Source organism: Rhodoferax sp. WC2427 (assembly GCF_040822085.1).
In the GTDB taxonomy this organism is placed as follows: Bacteria; Pseudomonadota; Gammaproteobacteria; order Burkholderiales; family Burkholderiaceae_C; genus Rhodoferax_B.
Genome location: NZ_CP162006.1, coordinates 1,030,786 through 1,042,784, shown reverse-complemented (window position 1 = coordinate 1,042,784; position 11,999 = coordinate 1,030,786). Strand labels below are relative to the sequence as shown.

Here is an 11,999-nt window from a genome sequence, read left to right as displayed (position 1 = left end):
AAAAATCCCCCTGAAAGGGGGATGGGACAGCGCGCCCTGCGGGGCGTGTACTTACTGCTTGTTACAGCTTTTGGGCCTGCACGAACTGGTCGAAGCGGGATTCGGCGAAACGGAACCACAGCACCTGGTCGCGCTGGAAGGTGCGCATATCCGCGTAGATCTTCTTCCACTCGGGGCTCTTTTTGTCCAGCTCGGCAAACACTTCCATCGCCGCTTTGTAAGACGCCTGCAGCACCTCTTGCGGGAACGGCAGCACCTTGGTCTTGGCGGCCACCAGTTGCTTCAGGGCCGTGGGATTGAGCGCGTCGTACTTGGCCAGCATGTCGGTATGGGCCACCATGGTGGCGGCTTCAACGATGGCCTTGTTTTCGGCCGACAGGGCATCCAGTGCCTTCTGGTTAATGAAGAAATCGACCTCGGGGCCGCCCTCCCACCAGCCGGGGTAGTAGTAGAACGGCGCCACCTTGTTGAAGCCCAGCTTCTGGTCGTCGTAGGGACCGACCCACTCGGCCGCGTCGATGGTGCCTTTTTCCAGGCCCTGGTAGATCTCGCCACCGGGGATGCTTTGCGGCACAGCGCCCATCTTGGTCATCACCTCACCCACCAGGCCGCCGCCCAGGCGCATTTTCAGGCCCTTGAAGTCGGCGCTGGACTTGATTTCCTTGCGGAACCAGCCGCCCATCTGGGTGCCGGTGTTGCCGCCCGCAAAGCTCACCATGTTGTAGTTGGCGTAAAACTCGTTCATCAGCTTGCGGCCATTGCCGTGCAGCATCCAGGCGGTCATCTGGCGGGCATTCAGGCCAAACGGGATGGCCGAACCCAGGGCGAACGCGGGGTTCTTGCCGTAGAAGTAGTAGGGCACGGTGTGGGCCATTTCCACGGTGGCGTTTTGCACACCATCGACCACGCCAAAGGGGGGCATCAGCTCGCCACCGGCATGCACCGAGATTTCAAACTTGCCACCCGACATGGCCTTGACGGCCTTGGAGAAGACTTCGGCCCCGCCATAAATGGTATCCAGCGACTTGGGGAAGCTGGAGGCCAAACGCCAGCGGATCGCGGCTTGGGCGTGCACAGCCGGGGCAATGCCCGCGGCCAAGACACCTGCGATGCCGGTGTGTTTGATGAGGGAACGACGGTCCATTGAAATATCTCCCGGGTGAAAAAAGAGGCAAGAAAAACGGGCAAGAGTTACGCCACGCCGACAAGGCGGCTAAGGCTGCAAGTCAGCGCAGATTGTAGGGAGGCCCGGCAGGCGTTTTTACGCGGGTATTCCCCCGCGTCGCCAGGCCAATTTATGCTACCAATTTAAGAGCTGCTTGCGCTTGATTTACAAGCGCAGGGAAGCGTTTTTCTATGGATTTTTCAATGCCTGCCGCATCCAGGCCCTGCAGGGCCATCAGCACCACCGGATCGCCGTGTTCGATGAAGGTATCGGACAGGCCCAGCGTCAGCACCGGCAGGGTGATGCCCGCGGCCTGCAAGGCTTCTTGCACCGCACTGCCTGCACCGCCCAGGGCGGCACCGTCTTCCACCGTCACCAGGGCGGAGTGGCTGGCGGCGATCTGCAGCAGCAGTTCCACGTCCAGCGGCTTGGCCCAGCGCATGTTGGCCACCGTGGCATCCAGCTTGTCGGCCACGGCCAGCGCCGGGTACAGCAGGGTACCGAAGGCCAGAATGGCGATGCCCGAAGCTTGCTTGCTGTGGCGGCGAATTTCGCCCTTGCCGTACGGCAGCGGCTGCAAGCCCGGCTCCATGGCGGCCCCGGCCCCGGCACCGCGCGGGTAGCGCACAGCGACCGGGTTGTCTTGCGCAAAGGCGCTGCTCAGCAGGCGGCGGCATTCGTTCTCGTCGGCCGGGCAGGCCACACCCATGTTGGGGATGCAGCGCAGGAAGGGAATGTCGTAGGCCCCGGCGTGGGTGGCACCGTCGGCCCCCACCAGCCCGGCGCGGTCCAGGGCAAACACCACCGGCAGGTTTTGCAAGGCCACGTCGTGGATCAGTTGGTCGTAGGCGCGCTGCAGGAAGGTGGAATAGATGGCCACCACCGGCTTCAGGCCTTCGCAGGCCATGCCCGCAGCGAAGGTCACCGCGTGCTGCTCGGCAATGCCCACGTCAAAGTAGCGCTGGGGAAAGCGCTTTTCAAACTCCACCAGGCCCGAGCCTTCGCGCATGGCGGGGGTGATGCCGACCAGGCGCTTGTCTTGCGCGGCCATGTCGCACAGCCAGGTGCCAAACACCTGGGTGAAGGTGGCTTTGCCCGGGGCAGCGGCTTTTTGCAGGCCTACCGCCGGATCGAACTTGCCAGGGCCGTGGTAGGCCACGGGGTCGGCCTCGGCCAGTTCGTAGCCCTGGCCTTTTTTGGTGACCACATGTAAGAACTGGGGGCCGGTCAGGTGCTTGATGTTTTCCAGCGTGGGGATCAGCGACTCGAGGTCGTGGCCGTCGATGGGGCCGATGTAGTTGAAGCCAAACTGCTCAAACAGCGTGGCGGGCACCACCATGCCCTTGGCGTGCTGCTCCAGGCGGCGGGCCAGCTCGAACAGCGGCGGCGCGCCTTTGAGCACCTGTTTGCCGACGTTCTTGGCCGCCGCGTAGAACTGGCCGCTCATCAGCTGGGCCAGGTAGCGGTTCAACGCGCCCACGGGCGGGCTGATGCTCATGTCGTTGTCGTTCAATATGACCAGCAGGTTGCAGTCGCAGACGCCGGCATTGTTGAGCGCCTCAAAGGCCATGCCCGCGCTCATGGCACCGTCGCCGATGATGGCTACGCTGTGGCGCTTGTCGCCCTTTTGCTTGGCCGCCATGGCCATGCCTAAAGCGGCAGAAATCGAGGTGCTGGAATGCGCCGTGCCGAACGCGTCGAACCTGCTCTCGGCCCGGGTCGGAAAGCCCGACAGCCCGCCCAACTGGCGCAGGCTGGCCATGCGGTCACGCCGCCCGGTGAGAATCTTGTGCGGATAGGTCTGGTGGCCCACGTCCCACACCAGCCGGTCTTCGGGGGTGTTGAACACGTAATGCAACGCCACCGTCAACTCCACCGTGCCCAGGTTGGAGCTCAGGTGGCCGCCGGTTTTGGACACGCTGTCGATCACGAAGGCGCGCAGCTCGTCAGCCAGCGGTTTGAGCTCGGCCCGCGGCAAACGGCGCAGATCGGCCGGGTCGTTGATGGTTTCCAGCAGTGGGTAAGACGCAGGGTTCATAATTTTTTTCGTGGGGCGGGCGTGGTCTTAGCTTGAGCGATTCACCACCATATCCGCCAAAGCGCGCAGCGCCTGGGTACGGGTACGGGGCAAGTCGCTGGCATCCAGCGCGGTCAGGGCCTGGGCCAGCAGTTCCTGGGCATAGGCCAGGGAGCGGTCCAGCCCCAGCAGGGAGACGTAAGTGGGTTTGTCCTGGGCGGCATCTTTGCCCGCCGTTTTGCCCAGCGTGGCCGAGTCGGCGGTCACGTCCAGGATATCGTCCACCACCTGGAAGGCCAGGCCCAGGGCCGCGCCGTAGGTGTGCAAGGCGTTGCGGGTGGCCGGGGGCAGCGGGCGGGCGCTGCAGGCCGCACCCATCATCACGCTGCCTTGCAGCAGGGCACCGGTTTTCAGGCGGTGCATGCAGCGCAGTTCTTCTTCGCTCAGGGCCATGCCGATGCTGGCCAGGTCGATCGCCTGCCCACCGGCCATGCCCTGGTAGCCCGCGGCCTGGGCCAGCAAGCGGCACAGTGTGGCCTGCACGCTGGCGGGGGCACCAGCATCGGCGGGGGTCAGTATTTCAAAGGCCAGGGCCTGCAGGGCATCGCCCGCCAGCAGGGCCTGGGCTTCGCCAAACTGCACGTGCACCGTGGGTTTGCCGCGGCGCAGGATGTCGTTGTCCATGCACGGCATATCGTCGTGCACCAGGGAATAGGCGTGGATCAGCTCGGCGGCGCAGGCGGCGCGCAGGGCGGCATCGTCCAGCCCGGCCGCCACGCCCGCGGCGTCAAAGGTGGCCACGGCTTCGCGCGCGGCCAGTACCAGCAGCGGGCGCAGGCGTTTGCCGCCGTCCAGCACCGCGTAGCGCATGCCTTCGCGCAGCGCAGCGGGGGCGGGATGCTCGGCATCGACCACGCCACCAGCGGCCACCCAGTCGCTCAGCGCCTGCTCGACCAGCGCCAGGGCCTGGGTGCTCCAGGCCTGCAAATCAAAAGCCGGCGCGCTCATTCTTGCGTCCAGGGTTTGAGGACACCCTGGTCCAGCACCTTGATCTGCTGCTCCACGGCATCGAGCTTGTCGCGGCAGAACTGCAGCAGCTGGGCACCCCGCTGGTATCCGCCCAGCAGTTGTTCCAGCGGCATCTGGCCCGATTCGAGTTGGCCGACCAGTTGCTCCAATTCCACCTGGGCAGCCTCGTAGCTGGCGGGCAGGGCCTGGGGGGCCAAGGAAGAGGCGTTTTTATCGATTGGGGCAGCGGCCTTGGGCATGGAGGGGGCACAGAGATGGAGTGATGGAAGACGGTCGATTTTACGGGCAGGCACGCAGCGCCGACGCGGCCCGGCCAAAACCACCCCGCCGGGTACAATCGCCCCTCTTTTCGCCAACGGCTGGAACCCCTTCCAACCCTGCCGGAGCCTTTTCCCGCGCGAGTTTCTCGCGCCTACCCTGCCCCTTCATAGGGGGAGTCTTGTCAGGACAACCCATGTCTGATTTAAGTCTTCAACTGCAGCAGGCCGCAAGCCAACTACCAGTTTCAAGCTATTTTGATGACGCGCTGTTCCAGCGTGAAGTCGCTACTATTTTCCAGCGGGGGCCACGCTATGTCGGCCACACACTGGCCGTACCCGAGGTGGGCGACTACTACGCCCTGCCGCAGGAGGGTGAAGGCCGGGTGCTCACGCGCACCCCGCGCGGCGTGGAGCTGGTGTCCAACGTCTGCCGCCACCGCCAGGCGGTGATGCTCAAGGGCCGGGGATCGCTCAATACCACGCAGCAGGGCAGCGCAGGCGGCAACATCGTCTGCCCCTTGCACCGCTGGACGTACAGTGGCGGCGCCCATGCGCCCACCGGCACCCTGTTGGGCGCGCCCCATTTCGCCCAGGACCCCTGCCTCAATCTGAACCAGTACCCGCTGCAGGAATGGAACGGCCTGCTGTTTGAAGGTAGCCGTAACGTGCAAGCCGACCTGGCCGGCATGGGCCCGCTGGCCGACCTGGATTTCACCGGCCATGTGCTCGACCACGTGGAGATGCACGTGTGCGACTACAACTGGAAGACCTTCATCGAGGTCTACCTGGAGGACTACCACGTCGGCCCCTTCCACCCGGGGCTGGGCGGCTTTGTGACCTGTGACGACCTGCAGTGGGAATTCAAGGAGCAGTATTCGGTGCAAACCGTGGGCCTGGCGCAGCGCCTGGGCGCTGCGGGCAGCCCGGCCTACCAGCGCTGGCAGGATGCGCTGAAAGCCTACAACCAGGGTGCAGCCCCCAAGCACGGCGCGATCTGGCTCACCTACTACCCGAACGTGATGGTCGAGTGGTATCCGCACGTGCTCACCGTGTCCACCCTGCACCCCATCGGCCCGAACAAGACGCTGAACATGGTGGAATTCTTCTACCCCGAAGAAATCGCCTGCTTCGAGCGCGACTTTGTCGAGGCCCAGCAGGCCGCCTACATGGAAACCTGTGTGGAAGACGACGAGATCGCCCTGCGCATGGACGCGGGCCGCAAGGCCCTGCTGCAGCGCGGCGACAACGAGGTCGGCCCCTACCAGAGCCCCATGGAAGACGGCATGCAGCACTTCCACGAGTGGTACCGCCGGGCCATGGGCAGCGAGACACTATAAAAATAGTAGCTACTCACGCCCATTGAATGGGCGCCAACGGCATTTTTTCCATAAATTTCTAGAAAGCAGCCCATGCAGGCACTTTGGATGGTGTTGGCGGCGTTTGTATTTGCCAGCATGGGGGTGTGCGTGAAGATCGCCTCGGCCCACTTCAATTCGGCCGAGCTGGTGTTCTACCGCGGGCTGATCGGCATGGCGCTGCTGGCCGCGCTGGCCCGCGCCCAGGGCGTGGGTCTGAAAACCGCCTACCCCGGCATGCACGCCTGGCGCAGCACCATCGGCGTGGCCTCGCTGGGCGCGTGGTTCTATGCCATCGCCCACCTGCCCCTGGCCACCGCCATGACGCTCAATTACATGAGCAGCGTGTGGATTGCGGCCTTTCTGGTGGGCGGCGCGCTGCTGGCCTGGCGGCCCGGCCAGGGCGCAGGCGCGCTGCAGCAAGGCCCGCTGGTGCTGACCGTGATGGCCGGGTTTGTCGGCGTGGTGATGGTGCTGCGCCCCAGCCTGGACCAGAACGAGATGTTTGCCGGGCTGATCGGCCTGCTGTCGGGCATGGGCGCGGCCTTTGCCTACATGCAGGTCATGGCTTTGTCGCGCATCGGCGAGCCCGAGGCGCGCACCGTGTTTTACTTTGCCATGGGCTCGGCCATCGCGGGCGGCCTGGGCGTGCTGCTGGTCGGTACGCAGTCGGCCTGGGATTGGGCGGCGGCGGTGTGGCTGCTGCCCATCGGCCTGCTGGCTGCCCTGGGGCAGTTGTTCATGACCCGCGCCTACTCGGGCGCCAAGACCGAGGGCGCGATGCTCACCGTGGCCAGCCTGCAGTACTCGGGCATCGTGTTTGCCGCCATCTACAGCCTGGTGCTGTTTGGCGACCGTATCACCGCCATGGGCTGGGCCGGCATGGCGCTGATCATGGCCAGTGGCATCGCCGCCACGGTGTTGCGCTCCCGCGCTGCACCCAACGCCCCGGCCGAAGAACATTGAAAGGGATTCCTCCATGTACACCACCCTCATCTCCGCCGAACAGCTCCAGTCGCTGGCCACGCCCCACATGGTGTTCGACTGCACCTTCGACCTCGCGCAGCCCGACTCTGGCCAGCAGGCCTACCGCGCGGCCCACATCCCCGGCGCGGTGTACGCGCACCTGGACACCGCCTTGAGCGCCAAAACCGGCCCGGCGATGTCCGGTGGCCGCCACCCGCTGCCCACCCAGGAAGCCTTTGCCGCCTGGCTCAGCAGCGTGGGCTTTGCCAATGGCATGCAGGCCGTGGTGTACGACCGCAACGGCGTGAACTACGCGGGCCGCCTGTGGTGGATGCTGAAATGGGTAGGCCATGACGCAGTGGCGGTGCTCGACGGTGGACTGCAGGCCTGGCAGGCCGCGGGCGGTGCGGTAAGTGCCGAGGCCGAGCCCGCTAAATTCTCTACCAATTTCGTGCCAACGCCCTCGCTGTCTAACTTGGTTGCTACAGAAACCGTAGTAGCCAACCTGGGCCGCGCCAGCCAGACGATCGTCGATGCCCGGGCCACGCCGCGCTTCAAGGGCGAGGTGGAGCCGCTGGACCCGGTGGCGGGCCACATCCCCGGCGCACTCAACCGCCCGTTCAGCCAGAACCTGGGGCCGGATGGCAAGTTCAAACCCGCCGAACAGTTGCGCGCCGAATTCACCGCCCTGCTGGGCCAGCGCGATCCGGCCAGCGTGGTGCACCACTGCGGCAGCGGGGTCAGCGCCAACCCCAACCTGATCGCCATGGAAATCGCCGGGCTGGGCCGCACCGGCCTGTACGCCGGGAGCTGGAGCGACTGGTGCAGCGATCCCACACGCCCCGTTGCCCAAGGCTAAGCGCCCTACAATCCCAACCATGCGCGCCTACCACATCCTCCCCCTTTTCCTGCTCGGTCTATCCCCTGTGTGGGCGGCCACCCCTGCGGCCCCCAAACCCCCGATCGACCAGCGCATCCAGCACATCGAAGTGCAGGACGCAGACGTGCGCATCAACGAGCTGCGCGTGGGCGGCGAGACGCAAACCATCACCGTCAAACCCAGCAACGGCCTGCCCGCCTACGAGGTCGTGCCCGCCAACGCCGCACGCAACCGCACCATCGACGGACGCGACGGCGGCCAGGGCAGTGTGGGCTCGCGGGTCTGGAAACTATTCAACTTCTGAGCATGGCGGTTTATACAAACGTCTCTTTGAAAGAGGCCACTGCGCTGCTGCGCCAGCTGGATTTGGGGGATGTCACCGCACTGCGCGGCATCCAGGGCGGCATTGAAAACACCAACTACTTCGCCACCACCGACAGCGGCGAGTACGTGTTGACCCTGTTCGAACGCCTGGGCTTCGAGCAACTGCCCTACTACCTGCATCTGATGAAGCACCTGGCCCAGCGCGGCATTCCGGTGCCCGACCCGATGGGCAACAAGGCCGGCAACATCCTGCACACGGTCAAAAAGAAGCCCGCTTCGGTGGTCACCAAACTGCGGGGCAAAAGCGAGCTGGCCCCGGGCGTGCTGCACTGCGCCGCCGTGGGCGACATGCTGGCGCGCATGCACCTGGCCGGGCGCGACTTTGGCATGGACCAACCCAATCTGCGCGGCCTGGCCTGGTGGAACGAGACCGCCCCGGTGGTCATGCCGTTCCTGGAGCCCGCCCAGGCGCAGTTGCTGCAGGGTGAGCTGGCCTACCAGAACCACATCGCCGCTTCCAGCGCCTACGCCGCCCTGCCCCAGGGCGCCATCCACGCCGACCTGTTCCGCGACAACGTAATGTTCGACACCGTCGACGGCGTGCCGCAGCTCAGCGGTTTTTTCGACTTTTACTTCGCGGGCACCGACACCTGGCTGTTCGACATCGCCGTGTGCCTGAACGACTGGTGCATCGACCTGCCCAGCGGTGCCCACGATGCGGCGCGCTGCGATGCCTTTCTGGCCGCCTACCAGGCCGTGCGTCCGCTGGCCGCCGCCGAACGCCAATTGCTGCCCGCCCTGCTGCGTGCCGGGGCCCTGCGGTTCTGGATCTCGCGCCTATGGGACTTCCACCTGCCGCGCGAAGCCGCGCTGCTGCAGGCCCACGACCCCACCCACTTTGAACGGGTGCTGCGCCAGCGCGTAGCCCACCCCGTGAGCCTGTAAGCCCCCATGAAACTCCAAATCGTCCCCGCACGCACCGGCGCCCTGTGGGTGCGGCTGGGCATCCAGACCTTCTTCCAGCAACCGCTGGCGCTGGCCGGGCTGTTCTTCATGTGCATGGCCGCACTCAGCATCGTCAGCCTGGTGCCGATTCTGGGCAGCATTGCCGCCATGGTGTTCCTGCCGACCATGGCGCTGGCCCTGATGGCGGCCACGCAGGAAGCCAGCAAAGGCAAGTTTCCCACCCCCAACATCGTGCTTGGCGCCCTGCGTGCCGGGCAACAGGGCATGCGCCCGATGCTGGTGCTGGGGGCCCTGTACGCAGCGGGCTTCCTGGTGGTGCTGGGCATCTCGGCCCTGGTCGACGGTGGTGAGTTTGCCCGCGTCTTTTTGGGCAACCGGGGCGCGGAAGACACTGGCGACGAACCCCTGCGGCTGCAGGCCGGCATGCTGGCCTTCATGGTCTTGCACCTGCCGCTGTCGCTGGCTTTCTGGCATGCGCCTGCGCTGGTGCACTGGCACGGCATCAGCCCGGGCAAAAGCCTGTTTTTCAGCCTGGTGGCCTGCTGGCGCAACAAGGGGGCCTACGTGCTGTTTGGCCTGAGCTGGTTTGGCGTGCTGCTGGTGGTTGGCATGGTGGTGCAGCTGCTGGCCGCGCTGCTGGACCAGCCCGCCTTCCTGGGCGTGGGCGCGTTTGTGGTGACGCTACTGACCACCTGCATGTTCCTGACCTCCATCTACTTCAGCTTCCGCGACAGCTTTTCGGCAGACGACGCAGAAGTAAAAGCCCCCGACGCTATCGAATAAGTAGCTGCTTACGCTGATGGAATAAGCGCCAGGAGCCGATTTATATGCTTTTTTGGTTGACCCGCTGGGACAAGGCCTCGGCGCTTTCCTTGCGCTCGCTGTAGCGGTCGACCAGGTAGGGCGATGCGTCCCGGGTCAATAGAGTGAACTTGAGCAGTTCCTCCGCCACGTCCACCACCCGGTCGTAGTAGGCCGACGGTTTCATCCGCCCGGCCTCGTCAAATTCCAGAAACGCCTTGGCCACCGACGACTGGTTGGGGATGGTCAGCATGCGCATCCAGCGGCCCAGCACCCGCAGCTGGTTCACGGCATTGAACGACTGCGAGCCGCCGCTGACCTGCATCACCGCCAGCGTTTTGCCCTGGGTGGGCCGCACCGCGCCCTGGGCGAGCGGAATCCAGTCGATCTGGGTCTTCATGGTGCCGGTCATCGCGCCGTGGCGCTCAGGGCTGCACCAGACCATGCCTTCGCTCCACAGCACCAGGTCGCGCAGCTCCTGCACCTTGGGGTGCGCGTCGGGCGCGCCGTCGGCCAGCGGCAGGCCGTGCGGGTCGAAAGTGCGGGTTTCGGCCCCCATCGCGGTCAACAAACGCGCCGCTTCTTCGCTCAGCAGGCGGCTGAACGAGCGTTCGCGCAGCGAGCCGTAGAGCAGCAAGATGCGCGGCGGGTGGGTGCTGGGCGGCGTGGCGTGCAGGGCGGCCAGGGTGGGCACCTGGAACAGCGCGGGGTCGACATTAGCGAGCAATGCGTTCCCCCTGGGCATTGACCACCGGCTCGCCGTCTTCCTTGGCAAACGCGCCCAATTGCGGCGCGGGCAGGATGTCCAGCACCGCCTCGGACGGGCGGCACAGCCGGGTGCCCAACGCGGTGGTGACGATGGGGCGCTCCAGCAGAACCGGGTGGGCCAGGATGGCATCGAGCAGCGCGTCGTCGCCCAGCGCCGGGTTGTCCAGCCCCAGTTCGGCATACGGCGTGCCTTTTTTGCGCAGCACGGCACGTACCGGCAGGCCCATTTGGGCCAGCAAATCCAGCAACTGGGCGCGGCTGGGCGGGGTTTTCAGGTACTCGACCACGGTGGGCTCGATGCCCGCGTTGCGGATCAGCGCCAGCACGTTGCGCGAAGTGCCGCAGGCCGGGTTGTGGAAGATGGTGGTGTCGGTCATGGTGTTCTTTCGATGGCAGCAGAAGGTTCAAATAGATGGGCCAGCCCCAGGCCCGCCAGCGCGCCCAAGCACTGCGCCAGCACAAAGGCGGGTGCGCTGGACGGGGCGATGCCCGCAAAACTGTCGCTCAGCATGCGGCCCAGCACGGCGGCAGGGTTGGCGAAGCTGGTGCTGGCGGCCACCCAGTAGGCTGCGCCAATATAGCTGGCCACCAGCACGCTGGCCCTGCCTGCCGGGGCGCGCAGGATGGTGAAGATCAGCCCGGCGGTGGCCACCGCCTCGGCAAGCCACTGGCCGCTGCCCGTGCGCAGCTTGGTGCTGGTTTGCAGGATCGGCAGGTCGAACATGGCATGCGCCAGCCAGGCGCCCAGCACCGCCCCCAGTAATTGAAATGCTATAAACAAGAGAGCTACTTGCGCCCTATCCATAAGCGCTAGCTGCCCTTTTGACCACATAACCAAAGTCACCAGCGGGTTGAAGTGCGCGCCGCTCACCGGCCCCAGGGTTTCGATCAGCACATACAGCGCCCACACCGTTACCAGGGTGTTGGCCAACAGCGCCACGGCGACGTTGCCACCGGCCAGCCGCTCGGCCATGATGCCCGAGCCAATCACCGCGCACAGCAACGCCGCCGTGCCCACACATTCGGCCAGCAATTGCCGGGGTAGCCTAGCAGCAGACATTCGGCACCTCGCAGGCCACGCCCTGGCAGCAGTGCTCGGTCAGGTAGCCCAGCAGCACGTTCATCTGCGCGAAGTTGGCACGGTAGATCAGGTTGCGGCCCCGCGGCTCGCTGCTGACCAAGCCCGCATGCGCCAGCTCCTTGAGGTGGAACGACAGCGCGCTGGGAGCCACGCCCAGCTGCTCGGCCATGGCACCCGGGGTCAGACCCTCGGCCCCCGCCACCACCAGCGCCCGGAAGGCCCGCAGGCGCTGGGCCTGGGCCAGGGCGGCCAGGGAGCGAACAGCCGTTGTTTCGTCGATGGAAATTGATTTCATAATTCAAGTTTAATTGAAATATTGAAATGAATCCCGGCGATTGACCTACAACGCTCCCCATGGATGGCCGGTCGGCGGTGCGGGCTCAGCCG

14 protein-coding genes are annotated in these 11,999 nt (G+C 65.5%); 6 read left to right on the top strand and 8 right to left on the bottom strand.

Annotated features, from left to right (window positions below; translation table 11 throughout):
• Nucleotides 1-61 precede the first annotated feature (61 nt).
• The 4 genes from AB3G31_RS05060 to AB3G31_RS05045 form a co-directional block, all read right to left on the bottom strand.
• Entirely contained in the window at nucleotides 62-1,144 is a 1,083-nt protein-coding gene (locus AB3G31_RS05060; RefSeq protein ID WP_367849109.1) for a TRAP transporter substrate-binding protein, read from the bottom strand.
• A 151-nt stretch (nucleotides 1,145-1,295) separates the two neighbouring features.
• Nucleotides 1,296-3,203 carry a 1-deoxy-D-xylulose-5-phosphate synthase gene (gene dxs, locus AB3G31_RS05055; RefSeq protein ID WP_367849108.1) on the bottom strand — a complete coding sequence of 636 codons (1,908 nt, stop codon included), beginning with the start codon at nucleotides 3,201-3,203 and terminating at the stop codon, nucleotides 1,296-1,298.
• Nucleotides 3,204-3,230: 27 nt separating this feature from the next.
• Nucleotides 3,231-4,190: a polyprenyl synthetase family protein gene (locus tag AB3G31_RS05050; RefSeq protein ID WP_367849107.1), complete on the bottom strand. Its 960-nt coding sequence runs from the start codon at nucleotides 4,188-4,190 to the stop codon at nucleotides 3,231-3,233.
• Nucleotides 4,187-4,450, bottom strand: a complete 264-nt coding sequence (locus AB3G31_RS05045; protein WP_367849106.1) for an exodeoxyribonuclease VII small subunit — start codon at nucleotides 4,448-4,450, stop codon at nucleotides 4,187-4,189. Before AB3G31_RS05045 ends, AB3G31_RS05050 begins: the two co-directional genes overlap by 4 nt.
• Nucleotides 4,451-4,665: 215 nt before the next feature.
• Here AB3G31_RS05045 and AB3G31_RS05040 point away from each other — a divergent pair, with 215 nt between their 5' ends.
• The 6 genes from AB3G31_RS05040 to AB3G31_RS05015 all read left to right on the top strand — a co-directional run bounded on the left by AB3G31_RS05040 (nucleotide 4,666) and on the right by AB3G31_RS05015 (nucleotide 9,745).
• Nucleotides 4,666-5,808, top strand: coding sequence for an aromatic ring-hydroxylating dioxygenase subunit alpha (locus AB3G31_RS05040; protein ID WP_367849105.1), 1,143 nt, complete (start codon nucleotides 4,666-4,668; stop codon nucleotides 5,806-5,808).
• A gap of 72 nt (nucleotides 5,809-5,880) precedes the next feature.
• On the top strand, nucleotides 5,881-6,792 hold the full coding sequence (locus AB3G31_RS05035) for a DMT family transporter (RefSeq protein WP_367849104.1): 912 nt from the start codon (nucleotides 5,881-5,883) through the stop codon (nucleotides 6,790-6,792).
• Between the two features lie 13 nt (nucleotides 6,793-6,805).
• Nucleotides 6,806-7,651, top strand: a complete 846-nt coding sequence (locus AB3G31_RS05030; protein ID WP_367849103.1) for a sulfurtransferase — start codon at nucleotides 6,806-6,808, stop codon at nucleotides 7,649-7,651.
• 19 nt (nucleotides 7,652-7,670) lie between these two features.
• Nucleotides 7,671-7,976 carry a hypothetical protein gene (locus AB3G31_RS05025; RefSeq protein ID WP_367849102.1) on the top strand — a complete coding sequence of 102 codons (306 nt, stop codon included), beginning with the start codon at nucleotides 7,671-7,673 and terminating at the stop codon, nucleotides 7,974-7,976.
• 2 nt (nucleotides 7,977-7,978) lie between these two features.
• A complete protein-coding gene (locus AB3G31_RS05020) occupies nucleotides 7,979-8,941 on the top strand; it encodes a homoserine kinase (protein ID WP_367849101.1) in 963 nt (320 codons plus the stop codon).
• 6 nt (nucleotides 8,942-8,947) lie between these two features.
• Nucleotides 8,948-9,745, top strand: coding sequence for a BPSS1780 family membrane protein (locus tag AB3G31_RS05015; protein ID WP_367849100.1), 798 nt, complete (start codon nucleotides 8,948-8,950; stop codon nucleotides 9,743-9,745).
• A gap of 40 nt (nucleotides 9,746-9,785) precedes the next feature.
• Here the strand turns inward: AB3G31_RS05015 and arsH are convergent, their stop codons facing one another.
• From arsH to AB3G31_RS04995, 4 genes are read right to left on the bottom strand one after another with little or no spacing between them, the layout of a single operon-like run.
• The gene (gene arsH / locus AB3G31_RS05010) at nucleotides 9,786-10,466 is read right to left on the bottom strand and encodes an arsenical resistance protein ArsH (protein ID WP_367850295.1); all 681 of its coding nucleotides are present in this window, start codon (nucleotides 10,464-10,466) and stop codon (nucleotides 9,786-9,788) included.
• Between the two features lie 13 nt (nucleotides 10,467-10,479).
• Nucleotides 10,480-10,908 carry an arsenate reductase (glutaredoxin) gene (arsC, locus tag AB3G31_RS05005; protein WP_367849099.1) on the bottom strand — a complete coding sequence of 143 codons (429 nt, stop codon included), beginning with the start codon at nucleotides 10,906-10,908 and terminating at the stop codon, nucleotides 10,480-10,482.
• A complete protein-coding gene (locus tag AB3G31_RS05000) occupies nucleotides 10,905-11,591 on the bottom strand; it encodes an aquaporin (protein WP_367849098.1) in 687 nt (228 codons plus the stop codon). Before AB3G31_RS05000 ends, arsC begins: the two co-directional genes overlap by 4 nt.
• Nucleotides 11,578-11,907 (bottom strand): ArsR/SmtB family transcription factor, encoded by a 330-nt coding sequence (locus AB3G31_RS04995; protein ID WP_367849097.1) that lies wholly within the window; start codon nucleotides 11,905-11,907, stop codon nucleotides 11,578-11,580. Before AB3G31_RS04995 ends, AB3G31_RS05000 begins: the two co-directional genes overlap by 14 nt.
• Nucleotides 11,908-11,999: the final 92 nt, after the last annotated feature.

What these genes read in the sequence shown, in the direction of transcription:
- AB3G31_RS04995 (WP_367849097.1), bottom strand. Translation starts at nt 11,907, where the DNA reads ATGAAATCAATTTCCATCGACGAAACAACGGCTGTTCGCTCCCTGGCC.
- AB3G31_RS05050 (WP_367849107.1), bottom strand. Translation starts at nt 4,190, where the DNA reads ATGAGCGCGCCGGCTTTTGATTTGCAGGCCTGGAGCACCCAGGCCCTG.
- AB3G31_RS05045 (WP_367849106.1), bottom strand. Translation starts at nt 4,450, where the DNA reads ATGCCCAAGGCCGCTGCCCCAATCGATAAAAACGCCTCTTCCTTGGCC.
- AB3G31_RS05020 (WP_367849101.1), top strand. Translation starts at nt 7,979, where the DNA reads ATGGCGGTTTATACAAACGTCTCTTTGAAAGAGGCCACTGCGCTGCTG.
- dxs (WP_367849108.1), bottom strand. Translation starts at nt 3,203, where the DNA reads ATGAACCCTGCGTCTTACCCACTGCTGGAAACCATCAACGACCCGGCC.
- AB3G31_RS05000 (WP_367849098.1), bottom strand. Translation starts at nt 11,591, where the DNA reads ATGTCTGCTGCTAGGCTACCCCGGCAATTGCTGGCCGAATGTGTGGGC.
- AB3G31_RS05015 (WP_367849100.1), top strand. Translation starts at nt 8,948, where the DNA reads ATGAAACTCCAAATCGTCCCCGCACGCACCGGCGCCCTGTGGGTGCGG.
- AB3G31_RS05035 (WP_367849104.1), top strand. Translation starts at nt 5,881, where the DNA reads ATGCAGGCACTTTGGATGGTGTTGGCGGCGTTTGTATTTGCCAGCATG.
- AB3G31_RS05040 (WP_367849105.1), top strand. Translation starts at nt 4,666, where the DNA reads ATGTCTGATTTAAGTCTTCAACTGCAGCAGGCCGCAAGCCAACTACCA.
- AB3G31_RS05025 (WP_367849102.1), top strand. Translation starts at nt 7,671, where the DNA reads ATGCGCGCCTACCACATCCTCCCCCTTTTCCTGCTCGGTCTATCCCCT.
- arsC (WP_367849099.1), bottom strand. Translation starts at nt 10,908, where the DNA reads ATGACCGACACCACCATCTTCCACAACCCGGCCTGCGGCACTTCGCGC.
- AB3G31_RS05060 (WP_367849109.1), bottom strand. Translation starts at nt 1,144, where the DNA reads ATGGACCGTCGTTCCCTCATCAAACACACCGGCATCGCAGGTGTCTTG.
- AB3G31_RS05030 (WP_367849103.1), top strand. Translation starts at nt 6,806, where the DNA reads ATGTACACCACCCTCATCTCCGCCGAACAGCTCCAGTCGCTGGCCACG.